Here is a 19,780-nt window from a genome sequence, read left to right as displayed (position 1 = left end):
CGCTTGCGCTTTTTTCTTGCCCGAATAGCCCTTGAAATATCAGGGGCAGGCCCTAGCTATGACTGCGAATCGCCTTGAGAGGTTCTCCGGGCGGCTTTTGATTTTCAGTTTTTCGCTCACAAAGACATGACAAAGCAAACCCATTCCTTCCAGGCCGAAGTGGCCCAGCTGCTGCACCTGGTCACGCATTCGCTGTATTCCAACCAGGAAATCTTCCTGCGCGAGCTGATCTCCAATGCTTCGGATGCTTGCGACAAGCTGCGCTTTGAGGCGCTGGGCGATGCCAGCCTCTACGGCGATCAGCCTGAGCTGGAAGTGCGCGTTTCCTTCGACAAGGCTGCCCGCACGCTGACCATCACCGATACCGGCATCGGCATGAGCGAGCAGGAGGCCATCGACAATCTGGGCACGATTGCCAAGAGCGGCACCAAGGCCTTCATGGAAAAGCTCAGCGGCGACCAGAAGGCCGATTCGCAATTGATCGGCCAGTTCGGCGTGGGCTTTTACTCGGGCTTCATCGTGGCCGACAAGATCACCGTGGAAACCCGCCGCGCCGGTGCTCCGGCATCGGCCGGCGTGCGCTGGATCAGCGGCGGCACGGGCGACTTCGAGATCGAGCAGATCGAACGCGCCCAGCGCGGCACCAGCATCATCCTGCACCTGCGTGAAGATGCCGAGGAGTTTCTCAACGGCTACAAGCTCAAGCAGGTCATCTCCAAATATTCCGACCACATCAGCCTGCCCATCCTGATGGAAAAGGAAGAGTGGAAGGACGGCGAGAACGATCAGCCCGGCGAGATGGTCAAGACCGGCGAATGGGAAACCGTGAACAAGGCCAGCGCCCTGTGGACCCGCGCCAAGAAGGACATCACGGAAGAGCAGTACAAGGAGTTCTACAAGGCCATCAGCCATGACTTCGAGGACCCGCTGACCTGGAGCCACAACCGCGTCGAAGGCAATACCGAGTACACCCAGCTGCTGTATATCCCAGCCAAGGCTCCGTTCGACCTGTACCAGCGTGACAAGCATGCCGGCATCAAGCTCTATGTGAAGCGCGTCTTCATCATGGACGACGCCGAGGCGCTGATGCCCCAGTACTTGCGCTTTGTGAAGGGCGTGATCGACTCTGCCGATCTGCCGCTGAACGTGAGCCGCGAGTTGCTGCAGGAAAGCCGCGATGTGCGCCTGATCCGCGACGGCTCGGCCAAGCGCGTGCTTTCGATGCTGGAAGACCTGGCACGGCATGACAAGCATGAAGCCGCGGCTGAGGCTGCGGATGGCGTGCAGGACGTGGTCAGCGAAGAGGACAAGGCCAAGGAAGGCAAGTTCACGCAGTTCTACAACGAGTTCGGCGCCGTGCTCAAGGAAGGGCTGGGCGAGGACTTCGGCAACAAGGAACGCATTGCCAAGCTGCTGCGCTTCGCCACCACCACGCATGAAGGTCTGAACACCTCGTTTGCCGACTACAAGGCACGCATGAAGGAAGGTCAGGACGCGATCTACTACATCACGGCCGACACCCTGGCTGCGGCCAAGAACAGCCCGCAGCTCGAAGTGTTCAAGAAGAAGGGCATCGAAGTCCTGCTGATGACCGATCGCGTGGACGAGTGGGCGCTCAACTATCTGCACGACTTTGACGGCACGCCGCTGCAGTCCGTGGCCAAGGGCGCCGTGGATCTGGGCAAGCTGCAGAACGAGGAAGAGAAGAAGGCCGCCGAGGAAGCTGCCGAAGCCTTCAAGCCCGTGCTGGCCAAGCTCAAGGAAGCACTCAAGGACCGTGCCGAAGACGTGCGCGCCACCAGCCGCCTGGTCGACTCGCCCGCCTGTCTGGTGGTCAGCGACGGCGGCATGAGCCTGCAACTGGCCCGCCTGCTCAAGCAGGCCGGCCAGGCCGCGCCCGAGTCCAAGCCGGTGCTGGAAGTGAACCCCGATCACGCCCTGGTCAAGAAGCTGGATGGCTCCGTCCACTTCAATGATCTGGCCCAGATTCTGTTCGACCAGGCCGTGCTGGCCGAAGGCGGCATGCCCGAGGATCCGGCTGCTTATGTCAAGCGTGTGAACGCGCTGCTGGCCTGAGCGGTTCGGTTACCCCGATAAAAATCCCCGCAGAGTGGTGGCTCTGCGGGGATTTTTTCATGATTTCCGACTGTATCGCTGATGGGTGGGGTGCTACCAGCTATCAAAATTGATTAACTGCGTGAACGTGCAAGCAGGCTGCGATCCCAGAGCACCATGGCCAGAGTGAGCAGGCCAAGCAGGCCACCCATGAGGCTGGTGCCGGTCCAGCCATAGGTCAGCCAGGCCCATGAGCCCAGTGCCGAGCCGAGGGAGGCGCCGAGAAAGTAGGTGGTCATATAGACGGCATTGATGCGCGAGCGGGCCTCGGGCGCCAATGCATAGACCACGTTCTGGTTGCTGATGTGCAGGGCCTGCAAGGCTCCGTCGACCACCAGCAGGCCCAGCATGAACCACCAGATGCTGCTGCCGCCCAGCCACAGGCACAGCCAGCCCAGCAGCATCAGAATGGCGCCGGCCAGCGTGGTGGACTGCTCCAGCCCTTTGTCGGCCATGCGGCCTGCCACATTGGCCATCAGTGCGCCGGCAATGCCGACTATGCCGATCAGGCCGATCATGAGATCCGAGAGTTCAAAGCCCGGCCCGGCCAGCAGCAGCGCCATGGTGGAGAACAGCACGCTCACGGTGGCAAAGCCGGTGCCGCCAATCAGCGCGCGGCTGCGCAGGCGCGGATGCCGGCGCAGCAAGTCTCCCAGGGACTTCATGACTTCGCCATAGCTGACGGGAGCGGCGGGAGCCGCCTTGGGCAGGGCTCGTGCCAGTAGCAGGGCCATGAAGGCCGTAGCGATGGCACCTGCCCAGTAGACGGTGCTCCAGCCGCCCAGATCGGACAGAATCCCCGCCACGCTGCGCGAGGCCAGAATGCCGATCAGCAGGCCGCTCATGACCAGCCCTACGGCGCGGCCGCTGGTGCCGGGGGCGGCGAAGGTGGCCGCCATGGGCACCAGTACCTGGGCGGCCACCGAGAAGACACCGGCCATCAGCGTGCCGGCAGCCAGCAGCGAAAAACTGCCTGCCAGGCCGCTGATACCCGAGAGCAGCATGCCGCAGGCGGCCAGCAGCATCAGCGTCAGAACCAGGCGGCGGCGCTCCAGCATATCGCCCAGCGGCACGAGAAACAGCAGCCCCAGGCCGTAGGAGACCTGGGCCATGGTCACGGTGCTGGAGGCCTGGGCATCGCTGATCTGCAGATGCCGGACCATGGAGTTGAGCAAGGGCTGGTTGAAGTAATTGGCTCCGGCGCACAGACCGCAGGCCGTGGCCATGAGCAGCAGGGTGGTTCTGGAGAGGACGGTAGTGGCCGCTGGTGTTGTGGTCTTCATGAAGCGTTCAGGTGCAGGGTGTCAGGCGGGAGTGGCGGCTTTGGCGCCCACCGCCATGGGCAGGGCCGCCGTGGCCTCCACCTCGATCAGCATGCCGGGCAGGGCCAGCTTGGGCACGGGAATCAGCGTGCAGGCCGGAAAGCGCGGCCGCTGGTCGCCGGCCTCGCCGCTGCCCCAATGCTGTCTCACGGCGCTTTGCCAGTGCTCGAAGCGCTCCAGCGAATGATCGACGATGAGCACGGTGAGCTTGAGCACATGGCCCATGTCCGCGCCGCCGGCGGCCAGGGCGGTCTTGATATTGGCCAGAGCCTGCGCAGCCTGCTGGGCAAAGCTGTCTGGCAGCTCGGCCAGGGCGTTTTCTCCGCCCTGGCCCGAGACGAAGAGCCAGCGTAGCGGCTCCTGGACGGTGACCACGTGGGTGTAGCCATTGGGCAGGCTGTCATAAAGACCGGTGGGCTGCAGATAGCACGGTTGTGGGGAAGAGGCTTGGGCAATGAAACTGGGCTTGGCGTCCATGAAAGTCTTTCAGGCAAGGCGGCTTCGGCAGGGCCCGCCAGCAGCAGGCCTTTATTTCGGAAGCTGCTGGAATTGTTCAACCTCAACTAAGCTTGAGGTCAAGAGGTTTGTATGACCACACAGGATTGCGGTCATGGCGGCCAGGCAGGGACAAAGGGAAGCAACGGGAGATGACTGTGCGGTGTGAAGAGGCTGGCGATATGAATGGATGCGGCAGCGGCCTGGTGGCCGAGGCTGAGGGAATGCCGGATCTCAGTGTGGGAGAGGTCGCCAGCCGCAGCGGGGTGGCGGTATCGGCCCTGCATTTCTATGAGAAGCAGGGCCTGATCGAGAGTGCGCGCACCGCAGGCAATCAGCGTCGCTATGCACGAGCGGTGCTGAGGCGGGTGGCCGTGATCAAGGTGGCCCAGCGTATGGGCGTACCCTTGGCCGAGATCGCGCAGGCACTGGCCCATCTGCCGGCCAACCGCGTACCAGGCAAGGCCGACTGGAGTCGCCTGTCCTTGCATTGGCAGGCACAGCTCGATGCACGCATCGCGATGCTGACCCAGCTCAGGGATCAGCTCGATTCCTGCATAGGCTGCGGTTGCCTGTCTCTGCAGGCATGCCCGCTGCGCAACGACCATGACTGTCTGGCGGCGCAGGGAGCCGGCCCGCATTTCAGATAGTCGTGCCTACTGGCGCGGAACGGGCAGCACGCGTGCCCTTGCGCTGATGATGCCAAGCAATGCGGACAGCAGGCCCAGACAGACACAGAAGGCTATCAGTGCGCCCGTCAGCCCGATATGGTCGGACAGCCAGCCCATGCCCAGGATGGGGACGATGGTGCCTACATAGCCCACGACCAGATAGGTGGAAAGTAGGCCAGTGCGGTTGACGGGCTTGGAGACTTTGTTGACCACGGCCATGCCCGACAGATTGCACAGTGCATGACCGCAGGACATGCTCAGAACACTCAGAGCGAACAGCCATGGCGAGCCGGCAAACAGATTGAGAACCAGCAGGGCATTGGTCGCCGCCAGGGCGAAGAAGCCGATGATGATCAGTCGCTTGGTGGGGTAGGGCCGGGCGATGAGCTGAATGCCGGCCGACAGAAACAGGATGACGCCGATGGACAGGCCAGAGACTGCCGGTCCGTGCCAGGGCAGCATCTGGGCCATGAAGCTGGGGGCCATGGCGGCAAATAGGCTGAACATGCCGAAGGCAGAGAACGCCGCCATGCAGCCCAGCGCATAGTGGTAGAGAAAAGGCTTGCGCGGCTGGGAAATGCTGGGCAGAACATCTTTCAGTGTCAGGCCGGGAGCGTTGTGGACAGGCGCACTGGTCGCCGGCAGCTGGATCTTGAACAGCGCATGGATGCCCAGAAAGCTCAGTGCGATGGGCGGCAGATAGCTGCTGACCAGCGGGTGGGGCACCCATTGCGCCATCAGGCCGCCAACCACGGGCCCCAGGCCGAAGCCGAAGGCAATCGTCAGGCTGGTGGTCGCAGCAGCACGCTGCAGGTCCCCCTTGTTGTTGAGCTGGGTCATGCCTATGGAGGCCGAGGTGGTGATCAGGCCCGAGGCCAGGCCGATGATGAAGCGGGAGGCGCCCAGACTCCAGGCATTCCAGGACAGGGCCGAGCCGATGACGCCCACGGTCATCACCATCAGTCCCAGGCGCAGCACTTTGAGAAAACCGAAGAGGTTGGTCAGACGGCCCAGAAACAGCAGGCTGATCAAGGCGCCCAGCATATAGGTCACGAAAATCTGCGTGATATGGCTGGGTTGCAGCCCCCAGGCCTGCTGGTAGAGCGGGTAGAGCGGGCTGGCAAGCGCCGTTCCCATGACGCCGACGCACATGGAAAAGCAGACCCAGGCATAGGGGCTCAGACGGGATTGCATTGGGAAGGCTTTGGTGGAGCAGTCATCCGCATGCCCGGTGCGGGCAAGTCGGCTTGGCCTAAAATTGTTAAAAATGACTAATTGGTCAATTTTATGAATTCTAGAAAAGGATTTCAGAGCATGGCGGATGTTGCGACGGCAGCCCCTTGTGCGGACCCGGATATCGGCACAGTGGCAAAGCGTCAGCGGCGCACGCGTGGCCCGAGTCTCGACAAGACGGCGCAGACCCGTCAGCAGATCGCGGAGGCCGCGCTGGCCGAGTTCGTGGAGTGCGGCGTGGCCCGCAGCACCATGGAGCGCATCGCCTGCCGCGCGCAGGTGGCCAAGGGCACGCTGTATCTCTACTACCCATCCAAGGATGAGCTGCTGCGGGGCGTGGTGGAGCATGCGCTGCGGCATTCGGCCGTCTACCAGCCGCTCAAGCGTCGAAAAAGCGAGACGGTGCGTGCCTTTCTGCGCCGCAGTCTGCTGCCGACGCTGGAAGCGGTCGAGAGCAGCGAGCGCGGCATGCTGGCACGTCTGGTGCTCAGCGAGGCACGGCATGCGCCCGAGCTGGCCAGACTGTACAAAGAGCTGGCTTTTGATGCCTGGCAGAACTATGTGCAGGACTTGCTGGCGCTGGCAGTGAAAGAGGGTGAGCTCAAGACCCGCTCGGTCAGCCGCAGTGCCCAGTTGCTGGCCAGCCCGTTCTGGATGGCGCTGGTGCACAACAACCTGCTGGCTTCCGAGGGCTCGCAGAAGCTGGCTCTCAAGCCACTGGTCGAGCTACTGATTGATAACCTTTTTGCGGTCACGGCGGGTGACAATGCGGCTGTCAAACGTCAGTGAGAGTCAGTGAGATGAATTCCATGCCAGTCACCATAAAGCCCGGTCATCACAGAATCCTGAGCACGATCTGTGCCGCTGCTCTGGTGCTGGCCTTGCCCGCCTGCGGCTCCGTAGGAGCTGGCGTGGGCGTCGGGATTCCGGTGGGGCCGTTTTCCGTGGGCGTGGGCCTTGGCAGCGGCGGTCTCAGCGCAGGCGTCGGCACGGGCGTCGGGCCTGTCGGTGTGGGCGTAGGCGTCAATCAGCGCGGGCAGGTGCTGGGAAGTGCCGGTGTCGGCGCTTCCACTGGTGTGGGCGGTGCCAGCGTGGGTGTCGGGGTGGGGTCCTCCACCGTGCTGCATGATCCCAATCGCCCGCAGGCAACCGAGGCGCTGTCTGTTGCGCCTGTTGCCCCGGCACAGAATGGCGATGCCGTGCAATGGCGCGATGCGCGTGGGCAACTCGTGCCCGAATGCCGTTTGCAGGGGCGCTGCTAGCTCTTTGCAGGCATGGACCGCCTTAGGCGTAGAGTGGCTCCTGCTGCATGGCTTCGATCTGTTCGTTCAGCATGTCCACCTGGCCCTGCCAGTAGTCGGTGCTGCCAAACCATGGGAAGTTGATGGCAAAGATCGGGTCCTGCCAGCGGCGCGCCAGCCAGGCGCTGTAATGCAGCAGGCGCAGGGTGCGCAGTGGCTCGATCAGCGCCAGTTCGCGCCGGTCGAAGCTGCGGAACTGTTCATAGCCTTCGAGCAGGGCCGACAACTGCTGCGTCTGCTGGCCCCGGTCGCCCGAGAGCAGCATCCACAGATCCTGCACGGCTGGACCGCTGCGCGCATCGTCCAGATCGACGAAATGCGGGCCGCCATGGCCTTCGTCGTCCAGTGGCGTCCAGAGAATGTTTCCCGGGTGGCAGTCGCCATGCAGGCGAATCTGCGTCGCAGAATGCAGGCCAAAATGGCCTGCGGCGCTTAATCCGTCAGCAGATGGTGCTATTAATGAGAGAGCTTTGTCGCAAGCCTGTTGCCAGCGGCTGCGCACTTCGAGCGCCACGACCTCATGCTCGAGCAGATAGTGCATGGATTCGTAGCCGAAGCTTTTCAGGTTCAGCGCCGGACGATGCGCAAAGGGCCGAGCGGCACCCACGGTGTGGATGCGGGCCAGAAAGCGGCCTGTCCATTCCAGCACCTCCCAGTCGTCCAGCTCGGGGCGGCGCCCGCCGCGCCAGGGACTGATGCTGAACAGAAAGCCCGCATGTTCATGCACGGTCTGCCCTTGCAGCACCAGCGGCGCAACCACGGGAACTTCCCCGTCCGCCAACTCCTGGGAGAAGGCGTGCTCTTCCTCGATCTGGGTGCGGCTCCAGCGGCCGGGGCGGTAGAACTTGGCGACGACCTTGTCGCCCTCGTCCTGATGGGCCAGATAGACGCGGTTCTCATAGGAGCTCAGCGCCGTCAGCCGTCCGTCCGGCACAAGGCCCGTGCTGCACAGCGCATCGATCACGCAGTCCGGCGTGAGGTCCGCATAGGGGTGAGAGGGGTCTTGTGTATCGCTCATCCCTGCATTGTCAGGCCCAAACAGGCCAGTCCGGGTCGGACGGGGTTGCGCATACGCCGACAAGATTGCTTTTGATTTGATAGCGGTACCCATTTGACAGGCGAGGCTTGGCGGCCTGAAAAGTGGGAAAACTGTCCTGGTGCCGTGCATGCGGCCGAAGCTGGCACACTGCCCGCATGCAAGAGAGCGAAGAACTTTCACAGCCCTGCGAGGACCGGGATTTTGCCGAGTGGCACAAAGGCTGCCCCTGGTGCGCCGTCTGGGTGGTGATGCTGCAAGGCCCTGACCTGGAGTCCTTGCTGCAGCAGGCCAGATCCAGACTCGGTGATGCCCTGTTGCCGCGCCATGCGCGCCAGCCGCATATCACGCTGGCCTATAGGGGGCTGTGCCGGGGCGGGGACGAGTATGAGGCGCGGGAATATGACCGGCTGGCGCTGCGCGCCGATGTCGCCATGCTGCAAAGCCTGCGGCTGCGCCCTTTTGCCGTGCAAGTCGCGGGGGCTGGCAGCTTCACCACCGTGCCTTATCTGGGCGTCGGCCGGGGGCAGGAATGCTTGCAGCGCCTGCATAAGGCGCTGGTGCCCATGGAGCCCGCGCCGGGCTGGCGCTATGTACCCCATGTGACCTTGGGCCACTATGCGAGACGGCTGCCACTGCGAGAGGCTGTGGACAAGTTGCTGGCACTGATCCAGGATTTGCCGGTCTTCGAGGTAAGGGAGTTGGCGCTGACCCGCTATGCGGCGGCCGATATTGCCGGGCCGCTGACGCTTGAAGGCATCTTCGAACTGGACACCGGGCGCTATGTTGCAGCGCCCGGTGCCCTGTGGCCTGAGCCGCTTTAGGCGATGGTCAGCGTCACGTCGATGTTACCGCGCGTGGCGTTGGAGTAGGGGCAGACCTTGTGAGCGGCGTCCACCAGTTGCTGGGCCGCAGCCTTGTCCATGCCGGGCAGGCTGATCTTCATGCGCACGGCGATGCCGAACACTTCGCCCACGGGGCCCAGATCGACTTCTGCGTCTACCGACAGGTCGGCAGGCAGGGTCAGCTTCTGGCGAGCGGCCACGGCCTTCATGGCGCCGATAAAGCACGCGGAGTAACCGGCAGCAAACAGCTGCTCGGGATTGGTGCCCTTGCCGGCGCCGCCGGGCGAGCTCAGCTGGATGTCCAGACGGCCATCATCGGTGCGCGAAGCGCCTTCGCGGCCGCCGGTGGTGTGGGCGTGGGCGGTGTAGAGAACCTTGTCGAGTTGGGCCATGGTGTCTTCCTTTGCGAGATTGCCCGGCAATGCGGGCGGGTGGAGGAAATCGTCAGGAGTGGCTGCGGCGCGGTGCCAGCCGTGCGCGCAATGCGCCGAGCTGGCCCGTGAGAGCCTGCAGTTCGGGCAGGGTGCACTGCGTGCTCCGAAGCACGCAGGCAGGTATTTTTTCGGCTTCGGCGCGCAGTGCCCGGCCGGTATCCGTGAGGGCGATGCGCACGCGGCGTTCGTCCTGTGCATCGCGCTGGCGTGCCAGCAGGCCTGCGCTCTCCAGTCGCTTGAGCAAGGGCGTCAGCGTGCCTGAATCCAGGTAAAGACGTTCGCCCAGTTCCGAGACCGTGAGCTGGTCGCCTTCCCAGAGCACCAGCATGACCAGGTACTGAGGGTAAGTCAGGCCTATGGCATCCAGCAAGGGTTTGTAGAGCTTGGTCATGGCCAGCGATGCCGAGTACAGCGCAAAGCAGACCTGATTGTCCAGGCGCAGCAGCTCGGAGCTGTCGGGGAGAAGGTCGTCATCGGATCGCATGGGTTGAATTATTGCAGACAATTAAATTGTGTGCAATTTAATTTGCAGATCACCAAACCGCAGGAGACAGTGCAGAGGTCTGGTGCAATGCAAACAGGCTCCGTGAGCGGAGCCTGTCGCGGCTGAAGCTGTCTCGTGCCTAGCGGGCAAGTGCCTAACGGGTGGTCAGTGCATCGGCCAGCGCCTGGTACATGGGCAGGCTGGTCGGGTCTATGCCCGCATTGCCAGCAATCGGGTGGGAGGCGTAGCGCACCACCACCATCTGGGCCTTGGGGTCGATGTAGATGGCCTGACCGTGAATGCCGCGCGCCATATAGGCCCCGTTGGGGTTGTGCGAGACCCACCACATATTGCGATACGACCAGCCGGGCAGCGTGGCATAACCGGCCTTCACGAACTTGGCCGGGTCGGCGCCGCGGCGGATGTCCTGGACCACGGCCCTGGGCAGCACCTGCTGGCCGCTGGCGGCGCGGCCTTCGTTGCGCATCAGCTCGCCGAAGCGGGCCAGGTCGCGCAGCGTGGTGTTGAGCCCGCCGCCGCCCGATTCCGTGCCTATGCGATCCACCATGAAGTAGGCGTCCTGCTCGGCTCCGATGCGGCTCCAGATGCGCTCGGACAGCAGCTGGGCCAGAGGCTTGCCGCTGGCGCGGCGCACGATCCAGGCCAGGACTTCGGCGTTGACTGTCTTGTAGGCAAAGCCCTGGTCATGCTCGCCCTCTTTTTGCAGGGTCTGCAGAAATTCGTAGAAGCTCCTGGGCCCGGCATAGTCCTTGCCCTGGGGCATCATGCCGCCGGCACGGGCGTAGTCCCAGACTTCGGCCTTGGGATCGGCGTAGTTCTCGGAGTACTTCACGCCGATCGTCATATCCATCACCTGGCGCACCGTGGCGTCGCCATAGGCTGTGTTCTTCATCTCGGGCAGATAGTCGGTCACCGGTGCCTCGGGCTTGATGATGCCTTCATGGGCCAGCAAGGCGGCCAGGGTGCCGACAAAGGACTTGGTGACCGACATGGCCAGGTGCGGGCGCTGCGGCTCCAGTGCGCCCAGATATTTCTCATAGATCACGCGGCCCTTGTGCATGACCAGAATGCCATCGGTGTAGTTGCGATCCAGTGCCTGGACAAAGCTCAGTTCCTCGCCCGTGCCCATGACCTTGAAGCGCACCTGCTCGATATCGACCGGAGCCGAGCGCAGGGCGCTGGGTGCTCCGGGACCGCGCCACACATTGGCAGTGGGCGTGATTTCGCGGATATGCGAGAAGGTCCAGCGATTGCGTGGAAAGGTATTGCCCAGGGGGTTGTCGAAGGTGATGAGCTTGTCGGCAGCGGGCGGAAAGCCCTGCATCCAGCCCATGGCCTGCACGCTGGTGCTGGCCGGGTCGGGCAACGCGGGCGCGGCAGCCTGTGCATAGACTACAGAAACCATAGCTGTCAGCGCAAGTGGCACAAGCGCTTTGCGCGAAAAAGACTTCAAGCTCATCATCACCTCTTGGACTTGGGGTTAACGACCGGTAAAACGGGCTGGGCGTTTCTCGATAAAGGAGCGCACGCCTTCGGCGGCGTCCTCACTGTTGGCCAGGCGCTGCTGCACGGGGATGAAATCGGCCACGGCGGCGGCCTGGCCCAGCTCTATGGCCTTGAGGACATTGAGGCGTGTGGCCACCACGGCCTGCGGCGCCTGGGCGGCAATGCGCTCGGCAATGCGAAAAGCTTCGTCCAGTTCCTGGCCTGCAGGCACCACTTTTTGCACAAAGTGGCAGCGCAGGGCTTCGGCTGCATCGAAGGCGTCGCCGGTCAGCAAATGCAGCATGGCATTGCCCACGCCGGCGCGCTCGGGCATGCGCAGCGTGGCGCCGCCCGTGGGCATGATGCAGCGCTGTACTTCCATCTGTGCAAAGCGGCTGCTGTCGGCTGCGACGACGATATCGGCGCCCAGCATCAGCTCTATGCCGACGGTAAAGCAGATGCCCTTGACGGCTGCGACCATGGGCTTGGTGCGGCGGCGGTAGCCGGGCAGGCCATAGTCATGAGGCTCCACGAGACCTGCAGGGATGACCTTCTGGCCGCTTTTCATGAACTCGGCGATGACAGGCAGATCCAGTCCCGCCGTGAAATGTTCACCGAAAGCATGGAGCAGGCCCACGCGCAATTCTGGCTCGTCGTCGAGTCGGGTATAGGCCTCTGCCAGTTGCCGGAACATGGCCGGCGTCCAGCCATTGCGCTTGGCCGGGCGGTTGATGCCTATCAGCAGCACATGGCCGCGGACTTCACAAGAAATGCAGCCCTCGGGCGGAGGGCTGGGATGGTCGATTTGCATGGCAGGTCTCCTGCTGCAACCTTAGACGGCTGTCGCAGCCGCCGCAGTCGCGCACAAGACCTGGAGGCCGGCGATTTAGTAGGTGTAAACACCCTGGCCGGTCTTGCGGCCCAGACGGCCGGCGGCCACCATTTCGCGCAGCAGGAAGCAGGGGCGGTACTTGCTGTCGCCGAATTCCTTGAGGTAGACCTCCATCACGGCCAGGCAGACGTCCAGGCCGATCATGTCGGCCAGGGCCAGCGGGCCAATCGGCTGGTTGCAGCCCAGCTTCATGCCGGCGTCGATGTCCTCGGCCGAGGCCGTGCCTTCGCTGAGCACCTGGAAGGCCTCGTTGATCATGGGCACCAGAATGCGGTTGACCACAAAGCCGGGAGCGTTCTTGACGGTGATGGGCGACTTGCCCAGTTTTTCCGACAGGGCCTTGACCGCATCGTGGGTGGCGTCGCTGGTCTGCAGGCCGCGGATGATCTCCACCAGGGCCATCATGGGCACGGGGTTGAAGAAATGCATGCCGATGAACTTGTCGGCACGCTGCGTGGCAGCTGCCAGCTGGGTGATGGAAATGGACGAGGTGTTGGTTGCAACGATCACGTCCTGTGCCAGCAGGGTATCGAGCTGCTTGAGGATCTTGACCTTGAGCTCGTAGTTCTCGGTGGCGGCTTCGATCACCAGCTGGGCCGACTTCAGATCCTCGTAACTGGTCGAGGTCTTGATGCGTGCCAGCGCTGCGTTCTTGTCGGCTTCGCTGATCTTTTCCTTCTTGATCAGGCGGTCCAGGCTGCCGGCCACGGTGGCCAGGCCTTTTTGCACGGCAGCCTCGGAGATATCCACCATCACCACGTCGATTCCCGACACGGCGCAAGCCTGCGCGATGCCGTTGCCCATGGTGCCGGCGCCGATGATGCCTACGGTTTGGATTGCCATCTTTTTGTCTCCATTCAGATAAGTGCGTTTGAACGGGAAAATGTTATCCCGGTTCTGACCGGGTTTGACCCTAGTCGGGCATGGTTGGCGTGTTAGAAGTCATAACGGTGACAGTTTCTTCTGCACGACCGTGTTATTCCTCGTTTCGCTGCTGCAGGCCTCTGGTCAGAATTTGCGGCACAAGGAGGGCGGACATGCGTGACTATCTGGTGGTGGGAGGCGGCTCCGCTGGTGCGGTGCTGGCCGCCAGGCTCAGCGAGAACCCGCAGGTCACCGTGACCTTGCTGGAGGCTGGTGGCGAAGACAAAAGCGTGCTGATCCACTGCCCGGCAGGGCTGGCGCTGATGGCCAAGCAGAAAAACTTCAACTGGGCCATGAGCACGGTGCCGCAGGCCGGCCTCAATGGTCGGCGAGGCTACCAGCCGCGCGGCAAGGTGCTGGGCGGCTCCAGCTCCATCAATGCCATGATCTATCTGCGCGGCCAGCCTGCGGACTACGAATATTGGAGCGCTCAGGGTAATCCAGGCTGGGGCTGGAGCGATGTTCTGCCCTATTTTCTGAAGGCCGAATGCAATACGCGCGGCGCGGATGCGCTGCATGGTGCCAGCGGCCCTTTGCATGTCTCCGATCTCTGCGATCCGAACCCGCTGGCCCAGGCCTTTGTGCGCGCGGGCGTGCAGGCCGGTCATGCGCACAACCTCGACTTCAACGGCACTGCTCAGGAGGGCGTGGGTCTGTATCAGGTCACGCATCACAAGGGCGAGCGCTGCAGTGCCGCCAAGGCTTATCTGACACCGGTGCGAGGCAGCAGGCCCAATCTGGAAATCCTGACCGGTGTGCAGGTGCTGCGGGTGCTGATGGAAGGTCGCCGAGCTGTCGGAGTGGAGTATGTGCAGGGTGGTCAGACCCGGCAGCTGCGCTGCCGGCGCGAGGTCTTGCTTTGTGCGGGGGCGCTGCAGTCGCCGCAGCTGCTGATGCTCTCTGGCATAGGGCCGGGCGAGCACCTGCAGCAAACAGGCGTTGATGTCGTGCATCACCTTCCCGGTGTGGGCGAGCATTTGCATGACCACCCCGATGTGGTGCAGGTGGTGGACGGCCCGCAGATGACGGACAGCTTTGGCCTGTCGTTTGCCGGCCTCAGGAATGTCTGGCAGGGCATGGGACGCTGGCGCCATGAGCGCCGGGGCATGCTGACCAGCAACTTTGCCGAGGCCGGCGGTTTTGTCCGCAGCGGGCCGCAGGAGCGTGCACCCGATCTGCAGCTGCATTTTGTGGTGGGCAAGCTGGTCGACCACGGTCGCAAGACGGTGCTGGGTCACGGTTATTCCTGCCATGTCTGTCTGCTGCAGCCAAGGAGCCGGGGCAGCGTGAAGCTGGCCTCTGCCGATGCCAGAGCCATGCCGCTCATAGACCCTGCCTTCTTTGCCGAGGCCGACGATATGCAGCGCCTGGTGCGCGGCGTACGCCGCATGCGCGAAATTCTCGGGCAGCCTGCGCTGGCCCGTTTCGAGGGGCGGGAGCTGGAGTATTCGGCACAGGCGCGCAGCGATGCGGAGATCGAGCAGTTCATCCGCAATTACGCCGACACCATCTATCACCCTGTGGGAAGCTGTCGCATGGGGCCTGGCGTGAAGGATGTGGTCGATGCACGCTTGCGGGTGCATGGCGTGCAAGGGCTGCGCGTGGTCGACGCATCGGTCATGCCGCGCATCGTGAGCGGCAATACGAATGCGCCGACCATCATGATCGCCGAGAAGGCGGCAGATCTGATCAAGGCCGAGAGCTGACTCAGGCCAGCGGAGCCAAGTCGGAGGGGGCATGATCCTCGCCGGGCGGAGGCGTCAGAGTGGTGCATTCCACCCTTCCCCGGCCCTGATTCTTGGCCTGTTGCAGGGCGGTGCCGGCATGGCTGGCCAGCTCGTTGAGGCTCAGGCTCTTCCAGGCTGAGGGGACCAGGGCACAACCCGCGCTGAAGTCCAGATCCATCTGCAGTTCGTACTGCGCGCCGATCTGGAATGCGGACTGGATGCGAGTCAGCAGCGACCTGACCCCCAATTGATCGGCGTGAATCAGCAGGCAAAAGGATTCACCCTGCCATCTGGCCACGACCTCGTCGCCGCGCATCTGCTTTCGCAGAGTGCGTGACATGAGCTGCAGCGCCGCGTCTCCGGCCTGATAGCCATGGCGGCTGTTGACCCGGGAAAAGTGATCCATGTCGATCAGAATCAAGGCCAGCGGCAGGCCTTCGCGTCGAGCTCTGTTCAGCATGAAGCGGGCCTGGTTCTTGATGGCCTGGCGCAGCGGCAGGCCGGTCAGGCTGTCTTCTGGTGCGTTTGCGGATCGCTGGCGGACTTCTTCGTCACGGCAGGCCATCAGGATCGATACGAAAAAAATGGCGGAACCTATGGGGATCAGCCACGAAAGCAGCATATGTGGGCTGGGTTCCTCTGCAAAGCTGCGCAGCCAGGGAGCGTTCAAGGTGAAGTAGCCGCGTATGAGCAGAATGCTTGCGATGCAAAGGCCAGCACCCAATAGCAGATAACGCCAGGCCGTGGCCGAGTTGGTTTGCGGCGATAAGGTCAGGCAGACCAGAGTGACAAGGCTCAAGCCGTAGCTGATATTGAACCAAGCCAACCGGTAGGGCTTGCTCTCGATCAGAACCAGCACGCCCGCAAGTGTCAGCAGGCACAGAACGGCCAGGGAGCGGGTGAGTATCTTGTTGCGAGGTCCAAGCCAACCTTTGAGTGCTTTATGCAGCTGCCACAGTGCGCCGGTTGCAGCAGCGGCACTGGATATCGACAGCAGCGCATTCCATGTGAAGGGGAGTACATGCCCGGCGCAGAAGACGAGCAACCAGGCCAGCCCCTGCAAAAGCAGGAATTGCTGAGCATTTCTGGTCGCCCGGCTCATTTGCTGACCCATAAACCATGGCAGTGCAAAAGCGACCGTCATCAAATTGACGGCCACCATCAATGTCATGGAAAACGGGTCGGTTTCCGGCATGGCTGGGCTTTACTGGAAGGCCACTTCGTCAAAGCTGCGCAGCTTGCGGCTGTGCAGGCGGTCGGAGCCGCCTTCGCGCAGTATGTCGACGGCACGCATGCCGATGCGCAGGTGCTGGTCCACACGCTCTCGATAGAAGTGGTTGGCCATGCCAGGCAGCTTGATCTCGCCGTGCAGCGGCTTGTCGCTCACGCACAGCAAGGTGCCATAGGGCACGCGGAAGCGGAAGCCGTTGGCAGCAATGGTGGCCGACTCCATATCCAGCGCCACGGCTCGACTCTGGCTGAAGCGGCGCTGGGGCAGGTTGTCGGGCAGCAGTTCCCAGTTGCGGTTGTCGGTGCTGGCCACGGTACCGGTGCGCATGATGCGCTTGAGATCAGCACGCTCCATCTGCGTCACATCGGCCACGGCCTGCTGCAGCGCGACCTGGATTTCGGCCAGCGCAGGAATCGGCACCCATAGAGGAAGCTCTTCGTCCAGCACATGGTCTTCACGCACATAGGCGTGGGCCAGCACATAGTCGCCCAGTTGCTGGCTGTTGCGCAGGCCTGCGCAATGGCCCAGCATCATCCAGGCATGGGGGCGCAGCACGGCGATATGGTCGGTGATGGTCTTGGCATTGGCCGGGCCCACTCCGATATTGACCATGGTGATGCCGCTGTTGTCCGCGCGCACCAGGTGGTATCCCGGCATCTGCGGCAGACGCGGCGGCGCCGTGCCGAGTTCGTCGACGGCTTCCGCGGGCAGGCCGGCACGGCGGGTCACCACATTGCCGGGTTCGACAAAGGCAATGTATTCGCTGTCCTCCTTGGCCATTTCGGCGTGGCCCAGGCGGATGAATTCGTCGATATAGAACTGGTAGTTGGTGAACAGCACGAAGTTCTGAAACCAGTCGGGGGCCGTGCCTGTGTAGTGGCGCAGGCGATGCAGCGAGTAATCCACGCGCGGGGCGGTGAACAGCGACAGAGGCAGGGCCTCGCCTGCCGCCGCGCGCCAGGTGCCGTTGGCGATGCCGTCGTCCATGGATTCCAGGTCGGGCAGATCGAACACATCGCGCATCAGCATGCGGCGCTCTGGCGAGAGCGAACCTTCGATATGGTCGTTGTCGGCGAACGAGAAATGAATCGGGATGGGTTTGTCGCTGAGGCCTACTTCGATGGGGACCTGGTGGTGCAGGATCAGCAGGCGCAATTGCTCGCCGAAGTAGCTGGCAAACAGGTCGGGCCGGGTCAGCGTGGCCTCGTAGGTGCCCGGGCCTTCCACAAAGCCGTAGGTCAGCTTGGTATCGGCTTGCGCCACCGTGGTGGTCTTGATGCGTACGAACGGGTAGTAGGCATGAATGGGCGCGGCCGGAGTTTCACCCGCCACGAAACGCTGCATGGCAGCTCGCAGATGATCGATTTGCTCGCGGTACAGCTGCTGCACATGGGCCAATGCCTGAGGGGCATCCGTATGAAACATGCTGCTGCTTCTATGAGAGGGTGTCGGTGTATTCGAGGCCATGCACTATTGTCTTTGTAGCAGTTGACAGTGTTGCGACATCCATGCCGAAGCCTGCTCGGCAGATAGTGGCGCTGACACGAGAAACCCTTGCATCATGGCACAGCCCATCTCTCTCAGAAGTTGCAGCTGTTCAGTGCTTTCCACACCCTCGGCCAGAATCTCCAGATGCAGGCTACTGCCCATCTGCACGATGGCATTGACAATGGCGGCCGCATCAGGGTTGTGGGGCAGATCGGTCACGAATGAGCGGTCGATCTTGAGTCGGTCTATGGGGTGCTTGCGCAGATAGGCAAGAGACGAGTAGCCGGTACCGAAATCGTCGATCGCCAGTCCCACGCCCAGTGCCTTGAGGGCATGCAGAGTCTGCTGCATCTGATTGCCCGAGAGCATCAGCGTGGTTTCTGTGACCTCGATGTGCAGATAGCAGGCGTCCAGCCCCGTGTCGGCCAGTGCCTGCGCCACTTCCTTGACTACATCGCGCTGGCGGAATTCCTGTGCCGACAGGTTGACGGCCACGGGGATGGCGGGAAAGCCTTGTTGCTGCCAGGCACGGGCTTGACGACAGGCCTGATAGAGCACCCAGCGGTCCACGGCCGCGATCAGCCCCCGGTTTTCAGCAAAGCCGATGAACTCGTCGGGCGAGACCAGGCCGCGGTGCGGGTGCTTCCAGCGCACCAGGGCTTCAAAGCCTGAAAGCTCGCCGGTCTGCATGAGGGTCTGCGGCTGGTAATGCAGCTCGAACTCACCGCGTTCCACGGCGTTGCGCAGCATTTGCTCCTGCATCAGCATGCGTGTGGCCCGGCTTTCGAGTGCAGGAGTGTAGAACTGGGAGAAGCTGCGGCCGCGACTCTTGGCCATCTGCATGGCGGCCTCGGCATTGCTCAGCAGGGACGCCGGACACTTCCCGTCCTTGGGATACATGGCGATGCCGACACTCACGGAAATCACCAGTTGGGTACCCTCGATCAGATAGGGAGCCTCTGCTGTGGCCCGAAGTCGAGTCAGCAGGGCCTCGGTCTCCAGCAGGCCGGGGTTGTCGGGCAGCACGACCACAAAGTCGTCGCTGCCGGTGCGGGCCACGATGTCCTGAGCACCCACAGTGCTTCGGAGCCGCTTTGCAAGCTCGCACAGCAGCAGATCCCCTGCCTGATGACTGAGCGAATCGTTCACCGCCTTGAACTGGTCCAGGTCCAGTGACAGCACCGCCAGTCGTGATTGCTCGCCGGCAGCCCTGGCGATGGCATCGGCCAGCAAATGGTTGAGACGCGCCCGGTTGGGCAGATGTGTCAGCAGGTCATGCTGGGTCAGATAGTCCATGTGCTGCCGGGTCTGAAGGCTTGCGGTCAGGTCGCGCAGCAGGACGATGCGATGCCTGTCCTTTTCTCCAGGCATGGTGCAGGCCTCTATCTCTACGGGGATTAGCTGGCCGTTCTTGTGCATGATCACGGACTCGAGGCGATCCTCTCGCTCGCTGCGCATGTTCTGCAGCGCCCGCAGGCGCGCTTCAGGTGCCACGTAATCGAGAACCGGCGTGCCGCGCAGTTCGCCAAGCGAGTAGCCAACCAGCCGGGCCAGTGCGTCATTGCCGTCCGTGATGATGCCGTCACGATGCATCACGATGGCCTCGGTGGTGATGGCAGCGAACTTGCGCATGCGCTCTTCGCTGTCGCGTATCTGCTGTGTCGCCAGATGGTGGTGGCTGACATCGGTCATCAGCGCCACAACGCCCTTGAGTACGCCTTTTTCCTCGTGAGGGCGCAGCACTGCCTCGATGTGCTGCAGCCGGCCAATTTCGTTTTCGACCTGGCGGGTGTAGCACAGCGTCTGAGTGTTGTCGACGGCCACGGAGTCCAGATAAGGTTCGATCTGTGTCCAGACCAGCTCGCCCACAATGTCACGCACATCCATGCCCACTATGGTTTGCATGGTGTGGCCAAAGTGCTCTGCATAGCGCGCGTTGGCAAAACGACAGGCGCGTGTGTCGGCATCAAAATAAGCCAGCATAGCGGGCGCTGTATCGGCCACCAGTCGAAGAATGGCGTCCTCATCCCTCGGTTGCTGTGCTATCAACGTATCAGGCATGCGCCTCCCTTTTTT

Annotated in this window: 18 protein-coding genes; 6 read left to right on the top strand and 12 right to left on the bottom strand. The window is 62.7% G+C overall.

Going from position 1 to position 19,780, the window contains the following annotated elements; all coding sequences use genetic code 11:
* Positions 1–126 precede the first annotated feature (126 nt).
* On the top strand, positions 127–2,076 hold the full coding sequence (gene htpG, locus JAO85_RS06675) for a molecular chaperone HtpG (protein ID WP_202787744.1): 1,950 nt from the start codon (positions 127–129) through the stop codon (positions 2,074–2,076).
* Between the two features lie 113 nt (positions 2,077–2,189).
* Here htpG and JAO85_RS06670 read toward each other — a convergent pair whose 3' ends face one another.
* Together JAO85_RS06670 and JAO85_RS06665 are read right to left on the bottom strand one after the other, a co-directional pair.
* Entirely contained in the window at positions 2,190–3,398 is a 1,209-nt protein-coding gene (locus tag JAO85_RS06670; protein WP_202787743.1) for an MFS transporter, read from the bottom strand.
* A 21-nt stretch (positions 3,399–3,419) separates the two neighbouring features.
* The gene (locus tag JAO85_RS06665) at positions 3,420–3,914 is read right to left on the bottom strand and encodes a RidA family protein (RefSeq protein WP_012839994.1); all 495 of its coding nucleotides are present in this window, start codon (positions 3,912–3,914) and stop codon (positions 3,420–3,422) included.
* 200 nt (positions 3,915–4,114) lie between these two features.
* Between JAO85_RS06665 and soxR the strand changes: the two genes are divergently transcribed.
* A complete protein-coding gene (gene soxR / locus JAO85_RS06660; RefSeq protein ID WP_003068674.1) occupies positions 4,115–4,582 on the top strand; it encodes a redox-sensitive transcriptional activator SoxR in 468 nt (155 codons plus the stop codon).
* A 6-nt stretch (positions 4,583–4,588) separates the two neighbouring features.
* Here the strand turns inward: soxR and JAO85_RS06655 are convergent, their stop codons facing one another.
* A complete protein-coding gene (locus JAO85_RS06655) occupies positions 4,589–5,797 on the bottom strand; it encodes an MFS transporter (RefSeq protein ID WP_202787742.1) in 1,209 nt (402 codons plus the stop codon).
* Between the two features lie 120 nt (positions 5,798–5,917).
* Between JAO85_RS06655 and JAO85_RS06650 the strand changes: the two genes are divergently transcribed.
* Together JAO85_RS06650 and JAO85_RS06645 are read left to right on the top strand one after the other, a co-directional pair.
* Positions 5,918–6,625: a TetR/AcrR family transcriptional regulator gene (locus tag JAO85_RS06650; protein ID WP_039050105.1), complete on the top strand. Its 708-nt coding sequence runs from the start codon at positions 5,918–5,920 to the stop codon at positions 6,623–6,625.
* A 20-nt stretch (positions 6,626–6,645) separates the two neighbouring features.
* A complete protein-coding gene (locus tag JAO85_RS06645) occupies positions 6,646–7,098 on the top strand; it encodes a hypothetical protein (protein WP_164091272.1) in 453 nt (150 codons plus the stop codon).
* A 22-nt stretch (positions 7,099–7,120) separates the two neighbouring features.
* Here JAO85_RS06645 and JAO85_RS06640 read toward each other — a convergent pair whose 3' ends face one another.
* Positions 7,121–8,155, bottom strand: coding sequence for a serine/threonine protein kinase (locus JAO85_RS06640; protein ID WP_012839989.1), 1,035 nt, complete (start codon positions 8,153–8,155; stop codon positions 7,121–7,123).
* A gap of 176 nt (positions 8,156–8,331) precedes the next feature.
* On the opposite strand from JAO85_RS06640, the gene JAO85_RS06635 reads away from it, so the two are divergent.
* Positions 8,332–8,997: a 2'-5' RNA ligase family protein gene (locus tag JAO85_RS06635; protein ID WP_202787741.1), complete on the top strand. Its 666-nt coding sequence runs from the start codon at positions 8,332–8,334 to the stop codon at positions 8,995–8,997.
* On the opposite strand, the gene JAO85_RS06630 is transcribed toward JAO85_RS06635, so the two are convergent.
* The 5 genes from JAO85_RS06630 to JAO85_RS06610 form a co-directional block, all read right to left on the bottom strand.
* Positions 8,994–9,410: an organic hydroperoxide resistance protein gene (locus JAO85_RS06630; RefSeq protein ID WP_003068688.1), complete on the bottom strand. Its 417-nt coding sequence runs from the start codon at positions 9,408–9,410 to the stop codon at positions 8,994–8,996. The two genes, JAO85_RS06635 and JAO85_RS06630, sit on opposite strands and share 4 nt — an antisense overlap.
* A gap of 52 nt (positions 9,411–9,462) precedes the next feature.
* The gene (locus JAO85_RS06625; protein ID WP_012839986.1) at positions 9,463–9,936 is read right to left on the bottom strand and encodes a MarR family winged helix-turn-helix transcriptional regulator; all 474 of its coding nucleotides are present in this window, start codon (positions 9,934–9,936) and stop codon (positions 9,463–9,465) included.
* Positions 9,937–10,090: 154 nt separating this feature from the next.
* Positions 10,091–11,416, bottom strand: a complete 1,326-nt coding sequence (locus JAO85_RS06620) for a serine hydrolase (protein ID WP_172415409.1) — start codon at positions 11,414–11,416, stop codon at positions 10,091–10,093.
* A 21-nt stretch (positions 11,417–11,437) separates the two neighbouring features.
* A complete protein-coding gene (locus JAO85_RS06615; RefSeq protein WP_012839984.1) occupies positions 11,438–12,253 on the bottom strand; it encodes a crotonase/enoyl-CoA hydratase family protein in 816 nt (271 codons plus the stop codon).
* A gap of 75 nt (positions 12,254–12,328) precedes the next feature.
* On the bottom strand, positions 12,329–13,177 hold the full coding sequence (locus JAO85_RS06610; RefSeq protein WP_012839983.1) for a 3-hydroxybutyryl-CoA dehydrogenase: 849 nt from the start codon (positions 13,175–13,177) through the stop codon (positions 12,329–12,331).
* A gap of 194 nt (positions 13,178–13,371) precedes the next feature.
* On the opposite strand from JAO85_RS06610, the gene JAO85_RS06605 reads away from it, so the two are divergent.
* Positions 13,372–14,964 carry a GMC family oxidoreductase gene (locus JAO85_RS06605; protein ID WP_039050100.1) on the top strand — a complete coding sequence of 531 codons (1,593 nt, stop codon included), beginning with the start codon at positions 13,372–13,374 and terminating at the stop codon, positions 14,962–14,964.
* Position 14,965: 1 nt separating this feature from the next.
* Here JAO85_RS06605 and JAO85_RS06600 read toward each other — a convergent pair whose 3' ends face one another.
* Genes JAO85_RS06600 through JAO85_RS06590 form a run of 3 tightly spaced genes read right to left on the bottom strand, consistent with a single transcriptional unit; the run spans position 14,966 to position 19,765 of the window.
* Positions 14,966–16,180 carry a GGDEF domain-containing protein gene (locus JAO85_RS06600; protein ID WP_202787740.1) on the bottom strand — a complete coding sequence of 405 codons (1,215 nt, stop codon included), beginning with the start codon at positions 16,178–16,180 and terminating at the stop codon, positions 14,966–14,968.
* Between the two features lie 9 nt (positions 16,181–16,189).
* A complete protein-coding gene (locus tag JAO85_RS06595) occupies positions 16,190–17,641 on the bottom strand; it encodes an AMP nucleosidase (RefSeq protein WP_034354761.1) in 1,452 nt (483 codons plus the stop codon).
* A 45-nt stretch (positions 17,642–17,686) separates the two neighbouring features.
* Positions 17,687–19,765, bottom strand: a complete 2,079-nt coding sequence (locus JAO85_RS06590; RefSeq protein WP_202787739.1) for a bifunctional diguanylate cyclase/phosphodiesterase — start codon at positions 19,763–19,765, stop codon at positions 17,687–17,689.
* Positions 19,766–19,780: the final 15 nt, after the last annotated feature.

The organism is Comamonas sp. NyZ500 (assembly GCF_016772095.1).
In the GTDB taxonomy this organism is placed as follows: domain Bacteria; phylum Pseudomonadota; class Gammaproteobacteria; order Burkholderiales; family Burkholderiaceae_C; genus Comamonas; species Comamonas thiooxydans.
Note: the sequence above shows the minus strand (reverse complement) of the source record. Positions and strands in the feature narration are given on the sequence as shown.